At 67.8% G+C, this 19,652-nt stretch carries 18 protein-coding genes and 1 tRNA gene; 8 read left to right on the top strand and 11 right to left on the bottom strand.

From position 1 onward, the window contains the following. The first annotated feature begins 325 nt into the window (after positions 1-325). The 5 genes from zwf to eda all read left to right on the top strand — a co-directional run bounded on the left by zwf (position 326) and on the right by eda (position 6,326). Entirely contained in the window at positions 326-1,762 is a 1,437-nt protein-coding gene (gene zwf / locus Q9Q79_RS08090; protein WP_005409072.1) for a glucose-6-phosphate dehydrogenase, read from the top strand. Then, complete coding sequence (glk, locus tag Q9Q79_RS08085; RefSeq protein ID WP_005412971.1) at positions 1,759-2,766, top strand: glucokinase; 1,008 nt, start codon at positions 1,759-1,761, stop codon at positions 2,764-2,766. Before zwf ends, glk begins: the two co-directional genes overlap by 4 nt. Beyond that, positions 2,763-3,485, top strand: a complete 723-nt coding sequence (gene pgl / locus Q9Q79_RS08080) for a 6-phosphogluconolactonase (RefSeq protein WP_099498287.1) — start codon at positions 2,763-2,765, stop codon at positions 3,483-3,485. Before glk ends, pgl begins: the two co-directional genes overlap by 4 nt. A gap of 58 nt (positions 3,486-3,543) precedes the next feature. Continuing rightward, positions 3,544-5,460, top strand: coding sequence for a phosphogluconate dehydratase (gene edd, locus Q9Q79_RS08075; RefSeq protein ID WP_005409069.1), 1,917 nt, complete (start codon positions 3,544-3,546; stop codon positions 5,458-5,460). Between the two features lie 206 nt (positions 5,461-5,666). Further along, a complete protein-coding gene (eda, locus tag Q9Q79_RS08070) occupies positions 5,667-6,326 on the top strand; it encodes a bifunctional 4-hydroxy-2-oxoglutarate aldolase/2-dehydro-3-deoxy-phosphogluconate aldolase (RefSeq protein ID WP_005409068.1) in 660 nt (219 codons plus the stop codon). Positions 6,327-6,656: 330 nt separating this feature from the next. Here eda and Q9Q79_RS08065 read toward each other — a convergent pair whose 3' ends face one another. From Q9Q79_RS08065 to ispG, 3 genes are all read right to left on the bottom strand, one after another. Next, the gene (locus Q9Q79_RS08065) at positions 6,657-7,304 is read right to left on the bottom strand and encodes a response regulator (protein WP_005409067.1); all 648 of its coding nucleotides are present in this window, start codon (positions 7,302-7,304) and stop codon (positions 6,657-6,659) included. Between the two features lie 200 nt (positions 7,305-7,504). After that, entirely contained in the window at positions 7,505-8,254 is a 750-nt protein-coding gene (locus Q9Q79_RS08060) for a phosphatase PAP2 family protein (protein ID WP_005409066.1), read from the bottom strand. After that, on the bottom strand, positions 8,235-9,500 hold the full coding sequence (gene ispG / locus Q9Q79_RS08055) for a flavodoxin-dependent (E)-4-hydroxy-3-methylbut-2-enyl-diphosphate synthase (RefSeq protein ID WP_005409065.1): 1,266 nt from the start codon (positions 9,498-9,500) through the stop codon (positions 8,235-8,237). Before ispG ends, Q9Q79_RS08060 begins: the two co-directional genes overlap by 20 nt. A 114-nt stretch (positions 9,501-9,614) precedes the next feature. Between ispG and Q9Q79_RS08050 the strand changes: the two genes are divergently transcribed. Next, on the top strand, positions 9,615-10,841 hold the full coding sequence (locus Q9Q79_RS08050; RefSeq protein ID WP_012479765.1) for an ATP-binding protein: 1,227 nt from the start codon (positions 9,615-9,617) through the stop codon (positions 10,839-10,841). After that, positions 10,838-11,401: a response regulator transcription factor gene (locus Q9Q79_RS08045; protein WP_005409063.1), complete on the top strand. Its 564-nt coding sequence runs from the start codon at positions 10,838-10,840 to the stop codon at positions 11,399-11,401. The genes Q9Q79_RS08050 and Q9Q79_RS08045 overlap by 4 nt, the downstream gene beginning before the upstream one ends. Positions 11,402-11,576: 175 nt before the next feature. On the opposite strand, the gene pgi is transcribed toward Q9Q79_RS08045, so the two are convergent. From pgi to pcnB, 7 genes are all read right to left on the bottom strand, one after another. After that, positions 11,577-13,091, bottom strand: a complete 1,515-nt coding sequence (gene pgi, locus Q9Q79_RS08040) for a glucose-6-phosphate isomerase (RefSeq protein ID WP_049396132.1) — start codon at positions 13,089-13,091, stop codon at positions 11,577-11,579. Further along, a complete protein-coding gene (gene panD, locus Q9Q79_RS08035) occupies positions 13,088-13,468 on the bottom strand; it encodes an aspartate 1-decarboxylase (protein WP_005409061.1) in 381 nt (126 codons plus the stop codon). The genes pgi and panD overlap by 4 nt, the downstream gene beginning before the upstream one ends. An 87-nt stretch (positions 13,469-13,555) precedes the next feature. Then, the gene (locus Q9Q79_RS08030; protein ID WP_044569834.1) at positions 13,556-14,053 is read right to left on the bottom strand and encodes a hypothetical protein; all 498 of its coding nucleotides are present in this window, start codon (positions 14,051-14,053) and stop codon (positions 13,556-13,558) included. A gap of 66 nt (positions 14,054-14,119) precedes the next feature. Beyond that, positions 14,120-14,959 carry a pantoate--beta-alanine ligase gene (gene panC, locus Q9Q79_RS08025; protein WP_012479762.1) on the bottom strand — a complete coding sequence of 280 codons (840 nt, stop codon included), beginning with the start codon at positions 14,957-14,959 and terminating at the stop codon, positions 14,120-14,122. Beyond that, positions 14,956-15,771: a 3-methyl-2-oxobutanoate hydroxymethyltransferase gene (gene panB / locus Q9Q79_RS08020; RefSeq protein WP_005409058.1), complete on the bottom strand. Its 816-nt coding sequence runs from the start codon at positions 15,769-15,771 to the stop codon at positions 14,956-14,958. The genes panC and panB overlap by 4 nt, the downstream gene beginning before the upstream one ends. Before the next feature lie 34 nt (positions 15,772-15,805). Continuing rightward, positions 15,806-16,291, bottom strand: coding sequence for a 2-amino-4-hydroxy-6-hydroxymethyldihydropteridine diphosphokinase (gene folK / locus Q9Q79_RS08015; protein WP_012479761.1), 486 nt, complete (start codon positions 16,289-16,291; stop codon positions 15,806-15,808). A gap of 3 nt (positions 16,292-16,294) precedes the next feature. Next, the gene (gene pcnB, locus Q9Q79_RS08010) at positions 16,295-17,674 is read right to left on the bottom strand and encodes a polynucleotide adenylyltransferase PcnB (protein WP_032965757.1); all 1,380 of its coding nucleotides are present in this window, start codon (positions 17,672-17,674) and stop codon (positions 16,295-16,297) included. A 52-nt stretch (positions 17,675-17,726) separates the two neighbouring features. Between pcnB and Q9Q79_RS08005 the strand changes: the two genes are divergently transcribed. Beyond that, positions 17,727-17,801: transfer RNA gene (locus tag Q9Q79_RS08005), tRNA-Glu, on the top strand. A gap of 324 nt (positions 17,802-18,125) precedes the next feature. Here the strand turns inward: Q9Q79_RS08005 and Q9Q79_RS08000 are convergent. After that, entirely contained in the window at positions 18,126-19,550 is a 1,425-nt protein-coding gene (locus Q9Q79_RS08000) for a sugar porter family MFS transporter (RefSeq protein ID WP_201864065.1), read from the bottom strand. Positions 19,551-19,652: the final 102 nt, after the last annotated feature.

Below are 19,652 nucleotides of genomic sequence, written 5' to 3'. Positions count from 1 at the left end.
GGCTGTCTTTTGGGACTGCCTCGGCCCTCCCGATGGCAGTGATGATTGCGCGCTTGCCGCATGACGGCGAGCACTGCAATCGAATACAGTTGCCCATTCTGCCATGTAAACGTTTTCACGTGGCACTATCCGATGATCGGTGCGCACCGATCTGCGTCGGCGGTTGAACGAAGGTTCCGCCGGGGTAGTGGTTTCGAATGGAACGGTCTTCCGGTGCCCCGGAGAACGCCCCCAACGAACCTCGGACAGGCAGTTGCGCGGATGTCCCCCGAACCCAGCCATGAAGCGATTGACAACGATGTCACCCGGATCTGAAACTCGAGCGATGCACGACACCCTCTTCCTGTTCGGTGCCACAGGTGATCTGGCCCAGCGCTACCTGTTCCCTTCGCTGCTTCGCCTGCTTGGCGACGGCCTGCTGCCGGAGGACTTCCGCATCCGCGCACTGGCGTTGTCCGGGCATGACACCGAAGCCTTCCATGACATCCTGCGCCCGCGCCTGCAGCAGGCCATGCCGATGGCCTCGCAGGACGACATCAACGGCCTGCTGCGCCGCATCGACTACCGTTCGGTCGACCTGCGCGACGTCGACTCTGTCGCCGCCGCCGTCTCCGATCTGGTGCATCGCAAGTGCGTCAGCTACCTGGCCATTCCGCCGGGCCTGTACATCTCCACCTGCGAAGGCCTGGCCAAGGGTGGCGCCCTCGCCGCGCCGGCACGCCTGATGCTGGAGAAGCCGATCGGCAGCGACAGCGAGAGCGCCGAGGAGATCATCAGCACCATCGGCCAGTGGATCGACGAGGACCGCGTGTTCCGCCTCGACCACTACCTCGGCAAGGCCGCGGTGCAGAACCTGATCGCGCTGCGCTTCGGTAATACGCTGCTGGAAGCGGTATGGAACCGCAACTACATCGAATCGGTGCACATCCTGGTGGCCGAGAGCGAAGGCGTGGATGGCCGCGACGCCTACTACGCCCGCTCCGGCGCGCTGCGCGACATGGTGCAGAGCCACATCCTGCAGCTGCTGTGCATGGTGGCGATGGAGCCACCGGCCTCGCTGGAAGCCGATCGCATCCGCGACGAGAAGGTCAAGGTGCTGCGCGCGCTGCGTCCGCTCGATGCCAGGCACGCCGCGCGTGACAGCATCCGCGGCCGCTACACCGCCGGTACCATCAACGGCCAGCCGGCGCAGGCCTACCAGCCGCCGGAAGGCAGCGACGTGGAAACCTTCGCCGGCGTCACCGCGCACATCGACAACTGGCGCTGGAGCGGCGTGCCGTTCCACCTGGTCACCGGCAAGCGCCTGCCCGAGCGCACCACCCGCGTGGTGGTCACGCTGAAGCCGGTCACCCACTGGCTGTTCGAGCGCCCGCAGCGCGCCCAGGCCGCACCGAACCGCCTGGTGTTCCAGCTGCAGCCGCAGGAGAACATCGAACTGGGACTGATGAGCAGCCTGGCCGGCCCGGAATGGGGCGCGCTGGAACTGCATCCGCTGGAACTGGAACTGTCGGTGCCGACCGGCCTGCATCGCCGCATCGCGTACGAACGCCTGTTCCTGGATGCGTTCAACGGCAACCACACCTTGTTCGTGCGTGACGACGAAGTGCGCGCCGCCTGGGCGTGGATCGACAGCGTGGCCGACGCCTGGAAGGAGGCCAAGCTGCCGCTGGAACCCTATCCCGCCGGCCAATGGGGCCCGAGCAACGCAACGGAGTTCCTGCCGCAGGGCGTGGACGCACCGGACAGCGAGGCGTCGGCATGAGTGCCAACTCGCAGCCGGTGCTGGTCGCCGACATCGGTGGCACCAACGCCCGCTTCGCCCTGGCCGACACCTCGCTGGACGCGCCATTGCTGAAGGAGAGCATCCGCGAGTACGCAGTGGCGGAGTTCCCGTCGCTTGGCGATGCCGCCCGCCATCACCTTGAGCAGATCGGCGCTGCCGCCAGCCGCGGCGTGTTCGCGGTGGCCGGCCGCGTAGACGGTGACGAGGCACGCATCACCAATCATCCGTGGGTGATCTCGCGCAGCCGCACCGCGGCGATGCTTGGTTTCGACGAGCTGCACCTGATCAACGACTTCGCCGCACAGGCGATGGCGATCTCGCTGCTGCAACCCGAGGACGTGGTCCAGGTCGGTGGCGCCGCCTGGGTCCCGGGCAAGCCGGGCCAGCCACGCAACTATGCGGTGATCGGGCCCGGTACCGGGCTCGGCGTCGGGGGCCTGATCCTGCGCCACGGCCGCTGCTACCCGCTGGAAACCGAAGGCGGCCATGTCAGCTTCCCGCCGGGAACGCCGGAGGAGATCCGCATCCTGGAGATCCTGTCCGAGCAGTTCGGCCGCGTCTCCAATGAGCGCCTGATCTGTGGCCCCGGCCTGGTCAACATCCATCGCGCGGTGTGCGAGATGGCCGGTATCGACCCGGGCCAGCTGCAGCCGGTGGACGTGACCGCCCGCGCCCTGCATGGCGATCCGCAGGCAATGCGCACCGTCGATGTGTTCTGCGCCGTGTTCGGCGCCATTGCCGGCGACCTGGTACTGACCCAGGGCGCCTGGGACGGCGTGTTCCTCACCGGTGGACTGACCCCGAAGATGCTCGATTCGCTGCAGCACTCCGGGTTCCGCCAGCGCTTCGAACACAAGGGGCGGTTCTCTTCGATCATGGCGCGGGTGCCGTCGCTGGCCGTGATGCATCCCCATGCCGGACTGCTGGGCGCCGCCGCCTATGCCGCCGATGCCGAACGTGACGCACCTGGAGTTGCCGCATGAGCCCCACCTTCCACGACGACCGCGTCGAGTTCATCCACCACGGCGATGCCGACGGCTGGATCGAAGCGGTAGCCGCCGAGATGGCGCAGACCCTCAACCACGACATCAATGAAGTGGGCCGCGCCCGCATCCTGTTGTCCGGCGGCACCACGCCGGCACCGGTCTACCAGGCGCTGGCCGAACTGGACGTGCACTGGGACCGGGTTGAAGTGAGCCTGGCCGACGAGCGCTGGCTGTCGCCGCAGGATCGCGACAGCAACGCATGGCTGGTGCGCGAGCACCTGCTCAAGCGTGCCGAGGGTGCCCATTTTGATCCGCTGGTGCGCATCGGCAAGCCGCTGCCCGAATGCGTCTACAGCGCCAACCTGCAGGCCCAGCACAGCCAGCCGCCGAGCCTGGTGGCACTGGGCATGGGCAACGACGGCCACACCGCCTCGCTGTTCCCCGGCTCGAAGGACCTGGCCCGCGCACTGGAAAGCACCCTGCCCTACGCGGCGCTGGATGCCACCGGCTGCCCGGGCGCGAACCAGTGGCCGCTGCGCATCACCCTGACCCCGCATGGGCTGCGCCAATGCCGCCAGCGCCTGCTGCTGCTGCGCGGCAAGCAGAAGCTGCAGGTGCTGCGCCAGGCGTTGGACAGCAACGACCCCCAGCAGTACCCGATCCTCAACGCGATCAACCTGGAAGGCGCGCGCCTGCGCGTCCACTGGGCTGATTGATGTCGGCGGCGGCGCCCTGCCGCCGCTTGCCTCTCGCCACCTTGAACGCCGGTAGCCAATGAGCCTCCATCCGCAACTGCAAGCCATCACTGAGCGTGTCATCCGCCGCAGCGCCGCCTCGCGTGCCGCCTACCTGGCCGCGATCGACGCCTCCCTGCGCGAAGGCCCGTTCCGCAGCCGCCTGAGCTGCGGCAACCTCGCCCACGGATTCGCCGCCTGTGGCGGCACCGACAAGAGCCGCCTGCGCGGCGGCGTGACGCCGAACCTGGGCATCATCACCGCCTACAACGACATGCTCTCGGCGCACCAGCCGTTCGAGACCTATCCCGAGCAGATCCGCGAGATCGCCCGCGAGCTCGGTGCTACGGCACAGGTGGCCGGCGGTGTGCCGGCGATGTGCGACGGCGTCACCCAGGGCCGCGGCGGCATGGAACTGTCGCTGTTCTCGCGCGATGTGATCGCGCAGGCGACCGCGATCGGGCTCAGCCACGATATGTTCGACAGCACCGTCTACCTCGGCGTGTGCGACAAGATCGTGCCCGGCCTGCTGATCGGTGCGCTGGCCTTCGGCCACCTGCCGGCGGTGTTCGTGCCGGCCGGCCCGATGACCCCGGGCATCCCCAACAAGCAGAAGGCGGAAGTGCGCGAGCGCTATGCCGCCGGCGAAGCCACCCGCGAAGAGCTGCTGGAAGCCGAGTCCGCCTCGTACCACGGCGCCGGCACCTGCACCTTCTACGGCACCGCCAATTCCAACCAGGTGCTGCTGGAAGCGATGGGCGTGCAGCTGCCGGGCGCGTCGTTCGTCAATCCGGGCACGCCGCTGCGCGACGCGCTGACCCGCGAAGCGACCGAACGTGCACTGGACATCACCGCACTGGGCGACGACTTCCGTCCGCTGGGCCGGATCATCGACGAGCGCGCGATCATCAACGCGGTCATCGCGCTGATGGCCACCGGCGGTTCGACCAACCACACCATCCACTGGATCGCGGTGGCGCGTGCCGCCGGAATCGTGCTGACCTGGGACGACTTCGACGAACTGTCGCAGCTGATTCCGCTGCTGGCCCGCGTCTATCCGAACGGCGAGGCCGACGTGAACCGCTTCGCGGCCGCTGGCGGCCCGGCGTTCGTGTTCGGCGAGCTGATCAAGGCGGGCCTGATGCACGGCGATCTGGTCAGCGTGGCGCGCGGCGGCATGGCCGACTACGCACGCGAACCGCAGCTGCGCGATGGCCAGCTGGTCTACCTGCCGGGCCTGGAACGCAGCGCCGATGACGAAGTGGTGCGTGGCGTCGACAATCCGTTCGAGCACCAGGGCGGCCTGCGCCTGCTGCGCGGCAACCTCGGCAAGTCGCTGATCAAGCTGTCGGCGGTAAAGCCGCAGTACCGCACGATCGAAGCGCCGGCCGTGGTGGTCGATGCACCGCAGGTGCTGAACAAGCTGCACGCCGGTGGCCTGCTGCCGCAGGACTTCGTGGCGGTGGTGCGTTACCAGGGCCCGCGTGCGAACGGCATGCCGGAACTGCATTCGCTGGCGCCGCTGCTGGGCCTGCTGCAGAACCAGGGCCGGCGCGTGGCGCTGGTCACCGACGGTCGCCTGTCCGGCGCCTCGGGCAAGATTCCGGCGGCGATCCACGTGACGCCGGAAGCGGCACGCGGCGGTCCGCTGGCCAAGGTCCGCGAGGGCGACATGATCCGCCTGGATGGCGAGGCTGGCACGCTGGAAGTGCTGGTGGACGCGGCCGAATGGGCGGCACGTCCGCTGGCGCCGAACACCGCGCCGGCTGCGCATGACCTGGGCCGCAACCTGTTCGCGATCAACCGTCGCGTGGTGGGTCCGGCTGATCAGGGCGCGATTTCGATTTCGTGCGGGCCGGCGGCGGCTGATGGCGGGCCGTGGGAGTACGACGCGGAATATGAGCTGGGGCACGATGCCGCAGCGGCGGCGGCGCCGCATGAGGCAAAAGACGCCTGAAGCGAAAAGCCGCGGCAGGCTTCCCGGCCTGGGCAGTAGAGCGCCCTGGCCGGGACACGCCGTAAACCCATCCATGGGGGCTCGGTCGCGGCATCCATGCCGCTCACGGTCCCGGCCAGGGCGCTCTACTGCCCTTGGACAATTCCCGGCGCGTCATTTGCGCTGCGGCCACTGAATCAAGAAGAGCAAAAGGCAAGGGCAAAAGCATGGGTATCGAACAACATCAGGTGAAGGCGGCGGAGCTGTTGCGTGCGGCGGGCATCCTGCCGGTGGTGACGATTCATACGCTGGACCAGGCGCGGGCGGTCAGTGCGGCGCTGCTGGAAGGTGGCTTGCCGGCGATCGAGCTGACGCTGCGTACGCCAGTGGCGATGGAAGCATTGGCGATGCTCAAGCGCGAGCTGCCGGACGTGGTGGTGGGTGCCGGTACGGTGCTGACCGTGGAGCAGATGCAGCAGTCGATCGATGCGGGTGCGGACTTCCTGGTGACCCCGGGTACGCCGCCGGCACTGGCTGATGCACTGGCCGCTGCACCGCTGCCGGTGGTGCCGGGTGCGGCCACCCCGACCGAGCTGCTGTCGCTCTACGCCCGCGGCTTCCGCGTGTGCAAGCTGTTCCCGGCCACGGCTGTGGGTGGCCTGGCAATGATCAAGGGACTGGCCGGCCCGGTGGCGGACCTGAAGCTGTGCCCGACCGGCGGCATCACCGAGAACACCGCCGCCGAATACCTCGAGCAGAAGAACGTGGTCTGCATCGGTGGTTCGTGGATGGTGCCGGGCAACTGGATCGCCAACGGCGAATGGGACAAGGTGCGCGCCAGCGCCGCAGACGCCGCCAAGATCATCCAGCGCGTACGCGGCCACTGAGCCCGACAAAGGTGCAGAGCCGAGCCCATGCTCGGCTCCGGCATCATCAGGGGTCAGAGCCCTTTCCCACCGGGAAAGGGATCCGACCCCGGGCGACGAGTGCGGAAAGCGCGCGACCCGCTCCTGCTCTTCCTTCTTCATTCCGCGGTGGCGGCGCACGGAAACCGTCCGTGGCCCTGCGGAGGGATTGCGCAGGGGCGTAAGCGCCATGGATGGCGCGCCCGAGCCTCCAGGGATGGATTCACGGCGTCCCCTGCGCAATCCCTCCGCAGGGCCAACCCCACGAATCCGGCCGCACACCGCGAGGGGCTCAGCCGTTGGCCGAACCCCTTACAGCGGCCGTGCCGGATCCACCAGCCCGTACTGGCTGGCCATCCGCGCCAGCGCGATGTTGTCGTGGATCCCCATCTTCTCGAACAACCGCGCCTTGTGCGTGTTCACCGTCTTCGCACTCAGGCTCAGGCGCCGCGCGATGTCTTCCTGGCGCAGGCCCTGGGTCAGCAACAGCGCCACCTCAAGCTCGCGCGGCGACAGGTTGTCGAACGGCGAACCATTGCCTTCCACTGTCGACAGCGCCAGATTCTGCGCGATGCTGGTGCCCAGGTAGCGACGACCGGCCGCCACATCACGCACCGCACGCAGCAGTTCCTGCGCATCGCAGCCCTTGCCGATGTAACCGGCCGCACCGGCTTCGAGCAGGCGCTTGGGTAGCGGGCCGTCTTCCAGTACCGACACGATCACCACGCGGGTATTGCGGTGGCTGCGGACGATGCGCTCGGTCACTTCCATGCCGCTCACGCCCGGCAGGTGCAGGTCGCACAGCACCACATCCGGCAGCAGCTGGCGGACTTCACGCAGCGCGTCTTCGCCGGTCTCGGCTTCGCCCACCACCTCGATGTCGGTTTCCCCCGACAGAATCATCTTCATACCGGTGCGGACCAGCGCGTGGTCATCCACCAGGTAGACTCGAATCGTCATTCATGTACCTCTTCGAATGCGGCCATTGCAGGTCAAGCTAGGCAGGGTGCCGATACCCTGCAAGCGCGTCCGGAATGCGGCGTCGGCGATCTGCCTTGCGCATCACAGTACCGCGCGTTGTGCTTGCCCCCTGTCTTGCAGAACCTGCTGCAACGAAACAACTGATCTATCACGTAGACGTCCCTCAAGGGCCATCCACGTCAAACCCCCTGTGTTGGTGCTTCGCTGGCCTTCGCTGGCGGCGGGCCGTGACGTCGCCAAGGGTGCCGGCGACTGAACATGACCAGATAGCACCCTACCACCCAAACCAGCGCGGCACACCATCCGGCCAGGATGTCGGAGGGGTAATGCACCCCCAGATAGACCCGCGACACGCTTACCAGCAGGCTGAACGCGGGTGCCAGCATCAGTACCGGCCAGCGCCAACGGGTGTTCCAGGCGAGCAGTACCAAGGTCACGGCAAGGGTCATCGAACCCATCGCATGCCCGCTGGGGAAGCTGAACGTCGATTCCGGCGCGATCGATTCCCACAGGCTGGGGCGCTGCCGCTGGAAGAACTGCTTGCTGCCCATGTTCAGCAGCGCCGACCCTACGAAGCTGACCGCGACGAAGGTCGCCTCGCGCCAGCGCCGGTAGCCCAGCAGCACGCCGATGATCAGCACGTCGGCCGGGATCAGGAACCACTCGTAGCCCAGTTTCGAGATGAGCACGAAGAAGCGGTCCAGCCAGGGCGAATGCAGGCCATGCATCTGCCACAGCAGGGGCGCGTCGAAATGGAACGATTCAAACTCGTGCACTTCATCCGCCAGGGCAACAAAGCCTGCCAACGGCAGCAGCACGCCACCGAACAACAGGACCAGGCGCCAGGCGTTGCGCGCCATCCAGTGGCGGAAGCCGGAGGCGGACTCCGGTGCGGCGAGGATCGCAGGCTTATCCGGCGCTTCGGACATACGTGTGTTCGACGTAATCGTCGATCAGGGCGACGAACTCCTGGGCGATGTTGTCGCCACGCAGGGTCACCTTCTTCTCACCATCGACGAACACCGGCGCCGCAGGCGTCTCACCCGTGCCCGGCAGCGAGATGCCGATGTTGGCGTGACGCGATTCGCCCGGCCCGTTGACGATGCAGCCCATCACCGCCAGGGTCATGTTCTCCGCCCCCGGGTGGTGGATCTTCCACAGCGGCATCTTCTCGCGCACGTGGTTCTGCACCACCTTGGCCAGCTCCTGGAAGAACTCGGAAGTGGTGCGGCCGCAGCCCGGGCAGGCCGTGACCAGCGGCGTGAAGGCACGCTGGCCGGTGGTCTGCAGCAGTTCCTGGGCGACGATCACTTCCTGCGTGCGCGACTGGCCCGGCTCCGGGGTCAGCGAGATGCGGATGGTGTCACCGATGCCTTCCTGCAGCAGCACGCCCAGCGCCGCGGACGATGCCACGATGCCCTTGCTGCCGATACCGGCCTCGGTCAGGCCCAGGTGCAGGGCGAAGTCGGAGCGCTGCGCCAGGTCGCGGTACACCGCGATCAGCTCCTGCACGCCACTGACCTTGGCCGACAGCACGATGCGATCGCGCGGCAGGCCCAGCTCCACCGCCTGCTCGGCCGAATCCAGCGCCGAGCGGATCAGCGCCTCGCGCAGCACGCGGCCGGCGTCCCAGGGCTGTTCGCGCAGGTTGTTCTCGTCCATCAGCTTCGCCGCCAGGGCCTGGTCCAGCGAGCCCCAGTTGGCGCCGATGCGCACCGGCTTGTTGTAACGGATGGCGAATTCGATCAGCTGGGCGAACTGCAGATCCTTCTTCTTGCCGAAGCCGACGTTGCCCGGGTTGATGCGGTACTTGGCCAGTGCTTCGGCACATGCCGGTTCGGCGGTCAGCAGCTGGTGGCCGTTGTAGTGGAAATCGCCGATCAGCGGCACGTCGATGCCCATCATCGCCAGCTTGTCGACAATGCGCGGGATCGCCGCAGCGGCTTCCACGGTATTGACGGTCAGCCGCACCATCTCCGAACCGGCACGCCACAACTCGGCCACCTGCTTCACGCTGGAGGCGACGTCGGAGGTGTCGGTGTTGGTCATCGACTGCACCACCACCGGCTTGCCTCCGCCCACGGTGACTCCGCCGATCTGGACGGCATGGGTCTGGCGGCGCGGCCAGGCAGTGGCATCGGAGGGCGGAGTCGGGCGGGTGACGGCGTCGTGCATGGGCGCATTCTACCGCCCGGCCCTGCATTCGGGGTGACTCGCATTCAGCCGGCGGCACGGCTGCGGCCGATTGTCGCAGGCACGGTCACGCGCGAACGCATACGATGAGCGTGAATGACCGGTCCCGACGCCCCGTTTCTCCGAACCCTGTGCAGCCTGCGCTGGCTTGCAGTAGGCGGCCAGGCCGCCACCATCCTGGTCGCCACCTGGGTGCTGGGGCTGCCGTTGCCGCAGCTGCCGCTGTGGGCGGGTGTGGCGGTGCTTGCCCTGTTCAACATCTACACCCAGCTGCGCCCGGAAGCGGCCGACACCGCGCCGCTGACCGCATTCGGCCACATCCTGGTGGACGTGATCATCCTGACCTGGATGGTGGGCTGGAGCGGTGGCATGGCCAATCCGTTCAGCTCGCTGTTCCTGATCCTGATCGCACTGGCCGCGTTCGCCCTGCCCCTGCGCTGGGCGCTGGCGGTCGCGCTGGCCTGCCTGCTCGGCTACGCCGCCAGCGGCATCTTCGGCCAGCCCCTGCCGGACGGCTATTTCCGCGCGCAGGACCTCAACCGCTGGGGCGTGGTCGCCAACTTCCTGATCTCCGCTGCGGTGGTGCTGACCTTCTCCACCCGGCTGGCGCTGGCGCTGCGCCAGCGCGAACTGGAACTGTCGGCGCTGCGCGAGCGCTTCGCCCGCAACGAGGGCATCGTCGCCCTGGCCACCCATGCCGCCTCGGTGGCGCATGAACTGAACACGCCGCTGGCAACCATGACCCTGCTCGCCGACGACGTGGCCGAACGCAGTGAAGAGCCGGAAGTGCGCGAGGACATGGAAACCCTGCGCGAGCTGCTGGTGCAGTGCCGTGAGCGCGTGCTGGCGCTGGCCGCACCGGCCTCGGCCGATGCGCCCGGACGCAGCCATTCCAGCGCGCAGCAGGTGCTGGAGCAATGGCGCCTGGTGCGACCGACCATCGACCTGCACCGCAACGACGATGCGCCGCTGCGGCTGCCGCTCGACCCGGGCGTGGGCCACCTGCTGATGGTCCTGCTCAACAATGCCGCCGATGCCGGCGAACAGGCCGGCCGGCCGCGCGTGGACCTGGACCTGCGCATCGAAGGCGACGATCTGATCGGCGAAGTACGCGACTACGGCCACGGCTTCAACGCGCGCGCCGCGGTGCTGCCGGGCAAGCTGTTCGGCAGCAGCAAGAGTGAAGGCATGGGGGTCGGCCTGGCCCTGTCCCATGCCACGATCGAACGCCTCGACGGCGAGATGTGGATGCGCCCGGCCCAGGGGGCCGGCAGCCGCGTCGGCTTCCGCCTGCCGCTGGCCCCACGCGAGGAAACCCCATGAGCGCCTCAACCCTCGGCCTGCTGGTCGACGACGACGAACTGTACCTGCGCACCCTGCAGCGCAGCCTGGCCCGCAAGGGACTTGAAACGCAGACCGCGCAGGATGCCGCCAGTGCGCTGGCACTGGCCCGCCAGCACCCACCCGCGTTCGCCCTGATCGACCTGAAGCTGGGCAGCGATTCCGGCCTGGCGCTGATCCAGCCGCTGCGTGCGCTGCGCGCGGACATGCGCATCCTGCTGGTGACCGGCTACGCCAGCATCGCCACCGCGGTGGAAGCGATCAAGCTCGGTGCGGACGATTACCTGCCCAAGCCAGCCACGGTACCGATGATCCTTCGCGCTTTGGGCGAGGAGGATGACGGCCCGGCCGACGATGGCGAAATGGAAGTGCCCGACGCGATGACACCGATCAGCCGCCTGCAGTGGGAACACATCCAGCAGGCGATGCACGAGACCGGCGGCAACGTGTCGGCAGCCGCGCGCCTGCTCGGCATGCACCGGCGCTCGCTGCAGCGCAAGCTGGCCAAGCGGCCCAGCCCGGAACGCGACCCGAGCCGCTGAGGCACCACGCCCTTCATGGTAGTGCCGGCCGCTGGCCGGCAACCCGTCCGCTCCGGTAGTGCCGGCCGCTGGCCGGCAACCCGTCCGCTCCGGTAGTGCCGGCCGCTGGCCGGCATCCAGGTGATGCTTCAATCGTTCATGAGGTTGCCGGCCAGCGGCCGGCACCACCAGAGCCTCAGCGCTTCAGCTGCGCAAGGATCTCGCGGGTCATCGGGTCGGCAACGGCCACATCCTCGCCCTGCAGCGCCGGCAGCAGGCCGCTGGCCAGCTGCTTGCCCAGTTCGACACCGAACTGGTCGAAGGCGTTGATGTTCCAGATCACCGACTGCACGTACACGGCGTGTTCGTACATGGCGATCAGCGCACCCAGCGCCTGCGGGGTCAGCGCCTCGAGCAGGATCAGCGTGCTCGGGCGGCCGCCCGGGTAATCACGGTGCGGGTCGTCGCTGCCCTGGCCATTGGCCAGTGCTTCGGTCTGCGCCAGCAGATTGGCCAGCAGGGCCTGATGATTGATCGTGTAGGGATCGTCGTTGTGCACGCAGCCGATGAAGTCGGCCGGAACGATGCTGGTGCCCTGGTGCAGTGCCTGGAAGAAGCTGTGCTGCACATCGGTGCCCGCGCCTCCCCACCACACCGGCACGGTATCGGTGGTGACCGGCTGGCCATCACGCTGCACACGCTTGCCCAGGCTTTCCATCACCAGCTGCTGCAGGTAGGCCGGCAACAGCGCCAGGCGCTGGTCGTAGGTCATCACCGCATGCGTGGCATGGCCCAGCAGGTTGCGGTTCCAGATGTCGGTCAGGCCGTGCAGCACCGGCAGGTTGCGCTCCAGCGGTGCATCCAGCGCATGCGCATCCATCTGCGCAGCACCTTCCAGCAGCTGTTCAAAGCGCTCGAAGCCGATCGCCAGCGCGATCGGGAAACCGACCGCAGACCACAGCGAATAGCGGCCGCCGACCCAATCCCACATCGGCAGCACACGATCGGCGGCGATGGCAAAGGCCTTGGCGGCACGTTCCGGATTGGCGCTGACCGCGTACAGGCGATCGCTGCCACCCAGCCAGTCGTGCAGGATCTGGCCGTTGAGCAGGGTTTCCTGGGTGCCGAAGGTCTTGGAGATCAGGATGCCGGCGGTCTTGGCCGGATCCAGCGTGGCCAGCGTACGCTGCATGGCCGCGCCGTCCACGTTCGATACGAAATGCACGCGCAGGCGCGCACCGCTGACCGGACGCAGCGCGTCGGCGACCAGGCGCGGGCCAAGGTCGGAACCACCGATGCCGACACTGACTACATCGGTCACGCCACTGTCTTCCAGCGCGCGCACCAGCACGCCCATGCGCTGGCGGATCTCGCGCGCGGTGGCATAGGCCTCGGCCGCCACCGGCGCATCGACCACGTCGCCGCGCAGTGCGGTGTGCAGCGCGGCGCGACCTTCGGTCAGATTGACCTGCTCGCCACGGAACAGGCGGGTGATGGCACCACCGACATCACGGTCGGCAGCCAGCGCCAGCAATGCCTGCAACGCCGCGGCATCGTATTTCTGCCGGGCGAAGCTGACGTACAACGGACCGACCCGCAGCGCCAGGTCCTGCACGCGGCCGGGTTCGGCGGCGAGCAGGCCGGAGATGCTTGCGCCCTTCAGGCGCTGGGCGTGGGAATGCAGCGAGTCGAATCCGTTGTTCGTTGTCATGCGGCCTGGGTCGGGATCGTGTCGTTGGTGTGGGTGATCTGGTTCTTGCCATCAACGTACACCAGCTTCGGCTTGAAGCTGTCGGCTTCCTGCTCGGTCATGCTGGCGAACGCGGCAATGATGATGATGTCACCGACCTGCACGTGGCGCGCGGCGCCACCGTTGAGCGAGACAACGCCACTGCCGGCTTCGGCGCGGATGGCATAGGTCGAGAAGCGCGCACCGTTGGTCACGTCCCAGATGTGCACCTGCTCGAACTCGCGGATGCCGGTGGCAGCCAGCAGGTTGTCATCGATGGCGATCGAGCCTTCGTAGTTCAGCTCGGAATGGGTGACGGTGGCGCGGTGGATCTTGGTCTTGAGCAGGGACAGGTGCATGGGGGCGCTGCAACGGCAAAGGAAAGAGCGGATTCTAGCACCCGCTTGGCCGTCGTCAGGGGCCTGCGGCAGGACGCTGAAGGCCGTTCAGGCGCCCTCGCCCGGCGGCGGCGGCGTGGCATGGACGGCACCGCCCTGCAGTGACAGCCTGAACACCGTATGGAAGGCCAGCCCGGAGGCCAGGCCCAGGCCCCCTGCAGCCAACACCGTCAGCCCATAGCTGATCACATCGAATGTATCGACATAGCGCAGGCGCTGCAGCAGCGGCCCATGGATCGCGCCCGGCCACTCATGGATGGCCATGGCCAGCGCGCCCAGAGCAGACCCTGCAAGCACGAAGCGGGTCCGGCGCAGGGGCCACCGAGACCGCAGGAGCAACGCCATCGGCAGGAACACCGCGATGGCGACGCAGACGCCCAGCCCGAACATCAGTCCACCGCCGGTGAGCGCGGGCATCGGCGTGCGCCTGAATTCGAGCGCGAACAACAGGCCGCCAAACAGTTGCGCCGGCAGCATGCCGGCAGCCAGCACGGCCAGGATCAACGCCTGCGCAAGCCGACCAGCGTCAGTGGAGGGTGTCTTCATTGCCGTTCTCCCGTCCATGGGAAGGTGCGAGGCGCCCATTGTGGGCGCCCCCGGGCCGCATGCGGCTCAGAACTCCAGGTTGTCGATCAGGCGGGTGGAGCCCAGGCGCGCGGCGATCAGCGCTACGCGGCCACCGCCATCGAACGTCGGCTCGGCCAGCTCCGGGGTGCGCAGCACCGCATAGTCGACCTGGAAACCGGCCGCCTGCAATGCCGCCGTGGCGTCGGCCTCGATGCGATCACGCGCCTGCCCGGCCACGTAGCCTTCGCGCATGCCCAGCAGGGTGCGGTGGATGGTGGTCGCGACCGGGCGCTGTTCGGCGCTCAGGTACTGGTTGCGCGAACTCTTGGCCAGGCCATCCTCGTCGCGCACGATGTCCGCGCCGACGATCTGGATCGGGAACGACAGCTCAGCCACCATCTGCCGGATCACCGCCAGCTGCTGGTAGTCCTTGCGGCCGAACACGGCCACGTCCGGCTGCACCTGCAGGAACAGGCGCGCCACCACCGTGCAGACGCCATCGAAGTGGCCCGGGCGGCTGGCACCTTCCAGCACCTCGCTCACGCCGGGCGCGTGCATCTGCGTGGTCTTGTCCACGCCCAGCGGGTACATGGCCTCGACGCTGGGCAGCCACACCGCATCGCAGCCGACCTGCTCAAGCCCGGCCACATCGGCCTCGGGCGTACGCGGATAGCGGCTGAAATCCTCGTTCGGCCCGAACTGGGTCGGGTTGACGAAGATGCTTGCCACGACCTTGTCGGCGTACTGGCGGGCCAGGGTCACCAGCGAATGATGGCCACCGTGAAGGTTGCCCATGGTCGGCACCAGCGCCACGCGGAGGCCCTCGCGCTTCCACTGGGCGATCTGCTCGCGCAATGCGCCGAGCTCGTTGAAGGTCTGGATCATGAGGCGTAAGCGTGCTGTTCGTCGGGGAAGCTGCCGTCGCGCACGGCGTCGGCGTAGGCGCGGGTGGCACCGGCCACCGAACCGCCTTCGGCAAGGAAATCCTTGACGAACTTGGGGCGGCGATGGCCACTGTCCAGGCCGAGGAAATCGTGCAGCACCAGCACCTGGCCGTCGCACTGCGGGCCGGCACCGATGCCGATGGTCGGCACCTCCACCGCAGCGGTCACCTCGGCGGCAACCGGGGTCGGCACGCACTCAAGCACCATGATGCTGGCGCCGGCAGCGGCCACGGCCCTGGCATCTTCCACCAGCTGGCGCGCGGCATCGCCGCGGCCCTGGATCTTGAAGCCGCCCAGGCGCAGCACCGACTGCGGTGTCAGGCCCAGATGCGCACAGACCGGAATCTCACGCTCAACCAGGTAGCGGATGATGTCGACCTTGAAGCCGGCACCTTCGATCTTGACCATCTCGGCACCGGCCTGCAGCAGCTGCAGCGAAGCATCCAGCGCGCGCTCCGGAGTGGCATCGGCACCGAACGGCAGGTCGGCCACCAGCAGCGCGCGCTGCAGCACACGGGCCACGGCGCGGGTGTGGTAGACCATGTCGGCCACGGTCACCGGCAGGGTCGAATCATGGCCCTGCACGACCATGCCCAGCGAATCGCCAATCAGGATCAGGTCAACGCCATTTGCGTCGAAAGTGCGGGCGAAGCCAGCGTCGTAGGCGGTCAACATGACCAGCTTCTGGCCATTGCGCTTGGCCTCGGCCAGGGCGGGAACGGTCCAGGGCTTGCTGTCTGCGTGGGTGCTCATGTGCTGATAACCGGGGGAGATAACCCGGGCATTATCACCCTATCGGCGCGATCCCGCAGGCATCCACCCGCATCACTGCATCCCGCACGCGGCCATGCCCGGGGATGGCCAGATCCGGCGCGATTTCGGCCAGCGGCACCAGCACGAAGGCACGCTCGTGCATGTAGGGGTGCGGCACCTGCAGGCCGGGCTGGTCGAGCACCTGCGCGCCATACAGCAGCAGGTCCAGGTCCAGCGCGCGCGGCCCCCAGTGCACCGCCGCATCACGCACGCGGCCAAAGCCCTGCTCCAGCGCCAGCATCGCCTGCAGCAGTTCATCGGCTGCCAGTGACGTTTCGACCGCGGCCACCGCGTTGACGAACGGTGGCTGGTCTTCATTGCCCCAGGCCGGCGTTGCGTACAGGCGCGAGGCCTGCAGCACGCGGGTCCCAGGCAGGCCGTCCAGCGCAGTGATCGCCGCGCCGACAGTCGTGGCCGCATCGCCGAGGTTGGCGCCGAGGCCGATCCACGCTGGCGTCATTGCTTATTCGCCAGCTGCACCGGCCGAGGCCCCCGGGCGGCGGCGACGACGGCGACGCTTGCGCGGTGCTCCGTTCTCGTCATCGCCCTCTTCGCTGTGCATCGCGTCCAGCGAAGATTCCAGCTCGCGGCCCGACTGGGCCTGTGCCTCGCGCCAGAATTCAACATCGGCAGCGTGCTCGGCCGAGGCCACCTGGCGCAGGCTGAGGAAGTCGAACGCGGCGCGGAAGCGCGGATGGGTGAGCGTGCGGAACACGCGCTTGCGCTGGCGCGAGCTGAAACGCGACTGCAGCAGCCAGATTTCCTGCATCGGCAGCGAGAAGCGGCGCGGCAGCGCGATGGTGCTCAGCTGCTGCACGGTGACGCGGTCGGCGGCACGACGCTGCGCCTCTTCCGGCGCCACGCCCTGCTTGAGCAGGGTCGCCTGGGCGCGGCAGAACGCCGGCCACAGCAACAGCGCGAACAGGAACGCCGGCGAGACCGGCTCGTCGTTGGCCACGCGGGCATCGGTATTGGCCAGGCCCTCGACCAGCATGCGGCGCAGCGCGCCGGTACGGTTGGACTTCAACGCCCTGGCGCTTTCCGGGAACAGCACGTCGAGCAGACCGTAGCGCTCCAGGCCTTCGAAGCTGGCCACGCCGTGCCCGGACAGGAACAGCTTCAGCACTTCCTCGAACAGGCGTGCCGGCGCGGCTTCGTTGAGCAGGCCAGCCAGCTGCGGGATCGGCGCGGCGGTGCCCTCTTCGATCTGGAAGCCGAGCTTGGCCGCCAGGCGCACGGCGCGCAGCATGCGCACCGGGTCTTCCTGGTAGCGCTGTACCGGGTCGCCGATGAGCTTCATCAGGCGCGCCTGCACGTCTTCGAAGCCACCGGTGTAGTCACGCACCGAGAAGTCCTCGATGGCGTAGTACAGGGCGTTGCAGGTGAAGTCGCGGCGGACGGCGTCGTCTTCGATGGTGCCGTACACGTTGTCGCGCACAAGCATGCCGTTTTCCATCTCGCGGTCGCCACTGCCGTCATCGCTGTTGGCGCGGAAGGTGGCGACTTCGATGATCTCGCGGCCGAACACAACGTGGGCGAGGCGGAAACGGCGGCCGATCAGGCGGCAGTTGCGGAACAGCTGCTTGACCTGTTCGGGCGTGGCGTCGGTGGCCACGTCGAAATCCTTGGGTTGGCCATTGACCAGCAGGTCGCGCACCGCGCCGCCGACAAGGTAGGCGCCGAAGCCGGCATCGCGCAGGCGATAAAGCACGCGCAGGGCGTTCGGGCTGATGTCCTTGCGGGAGATCGTGTGCTGGTCGCGCGGGATGACGCGCAGGCTGAACGGTGATGTAGCAGAGGAAATGATGTTGGCGCTTCCGGTTGAAGTTTCGGGATTGCCCAATGGCATCGAGGTGCATATACTAGCGCTCCTGCCTCGGCAGCGACACAGTTACGCTCCCTTCGTCTAGTGGTTAGGACGTGGCCCTCTCAAGGCTAAAACAGGGGTTCGAGTCCCCTAGGGAGCGCCAGTCGCCGCAGCAGGAACCGAAAAAGCCCGCCTTGTGCGGGCTTTTCTGTTTTCCGGGCCTGCAATCGGCTTGAGCCGGTGGGGTCACCCAGGGCAGGACACGCCGTAAACCCATCCATGGGGGCTCAATGGCGCCATCCATGGCGCCAACGGTCCTGCCCTGGGTGACCCCACCGGCTCTGGACGGTTTCCCGCGAGCTGCGGCAACAACCGGCCAGCGCTTCGCCGCATCCGCACGCACCATGAACTGTCAGGAGGGGGCAGGCCGCCCCCTCACACTCTGGACAAGCAGGCGCCAACGGGACACAACCGAAGCCAGTCGCCGTCAGCCTTCCATCTGCTCCAGCTCCTTGCCCTTGGTCTCGCGCACGTAGCGGACCACGAAGAAGATCGAGAGGATGGCCGCCACCGTGTAGATGCCATAGGCGCCGGCCAGGCCGATGCCGGCCAGCAGCATCGGGAAGGTCACGGTGATCGCGAAGTTCGAGGTCCATTGCGCCGCACCCGCCACCGCCAGCGCCGGGCCGCGGATCTGGTTGGGGAACATCTCGCCCAGCATCACCCACATCACCGGGCCCCAGGACATGTTGAAGAACACCACGTAGACGTTGGCCGCGACCAGCGCCAGCCGGCCCATGCCGTCGGACAGCTGCAGGCGACCGTCGGCCAGGCTGCCACTGGCGAACGCGACCACCATCAGCACCAGCGCCACCGACATGCCGACCGAGCCGATCCACAGCAGCGGCCTGCGCCCGATGCGGTCGATCAACAGCACGGTCAGCAGGCAGGCACCGATGCTCAGCCCACCGGACAGCACGTTGATCAACAGCGCGTCGCTTTCCGAAAAGCCGACCGCCTGCCACAGCACTGCGCCGTAGTAGAACACCACGTTGATGCCGACCAGCTGCTGGAACATGGCCAGGCCAATACCCATCCACAGGATCGGCCGCAGCTTGCCGCTGACCGTGTCGCGCAGGTCGCTGAAGCGCGGCTTGTGCTGGTCCTGGGCCAGGCTGGTTTCGATCTCGGCCTGCTTGGCCGCCGCCGCGGTATCACCGTACAGCCGCGCGAGCACCGCCCTCGCCTGCCCCTGGCGGCCTTTCAGCACCAGGAAGCGCGGGCTTTCCGGAATCACCAGCAGCAACAGCAGGAACAGCGCGGAGGGCAGCGCCTGCATCCAGAACATCCATCGCCACGCCTCATGGCCCAGCCACAGCGGCTCGGTCGACGCCCCGGCGGCGCGGGCCAGCAGGTAATTGCTGAGGAAGGCCGCAAACAGGCCGCAGATGATCGCCATCTGCTGCACCGTGGCCAAGCGCCCGCGATAGCGCGCCGAGGCCACCTCGGCAATGTAGGCCGGCGACATCACACTGGCCGCGCCCACCGCGAAGCCGCCAAGCACGCGTGCGGCAATGAACAGCCAGGAGGCATGGGCGGCGCCGGCGCCCAGCGCCGAGACCAGGAACAGCAGCGCCGACACGATCAGCACGCCACGACGGCCCAGGCGATCACCCAGCCAACCCGCCAGGAACGCGCCGATCGCGCAGCCCAGCAGCATCGAGGCGACTTCGAAACCGAGCGCCGCCTCGCTGGAGTTGAAGGCCTGGCGCAGGCCATCGACGGTGCCATTGATGACACCACTGTCGAAGCCGAACAGGAATCCACCGAGCGTGGCCACGCAGCTGATCAGGACGATGAATGCAGTGTTCTCACCGCCATGGGGTGCGATTCTGGGCTTGGCTGGCGACATTGACGATCCTGCTGGGAAGGGGGCCGGCCACCCGACGCAGGCGGCTGACCCGCAGCGTCGCACAGGCCCCGCCCTGCCGCCAATGACTGCCACGGCCGCGCC

Source organism: Stenotrophomonas sp. a6 (assembly GCF_030913325.1).
Lineage (GTDB): Bacteria > Pseudomonadota > Gammaproteobacteria > Xanthomonadales > Xanthomonadaceae > Stenotrophomonas > Stenotrophomonas maltophilia.
The sequence above is the reverse complement of the archived record's forward strand: the minus strand, read 5'-3'. Positions and strand labels throughout refer to the sequence as shown.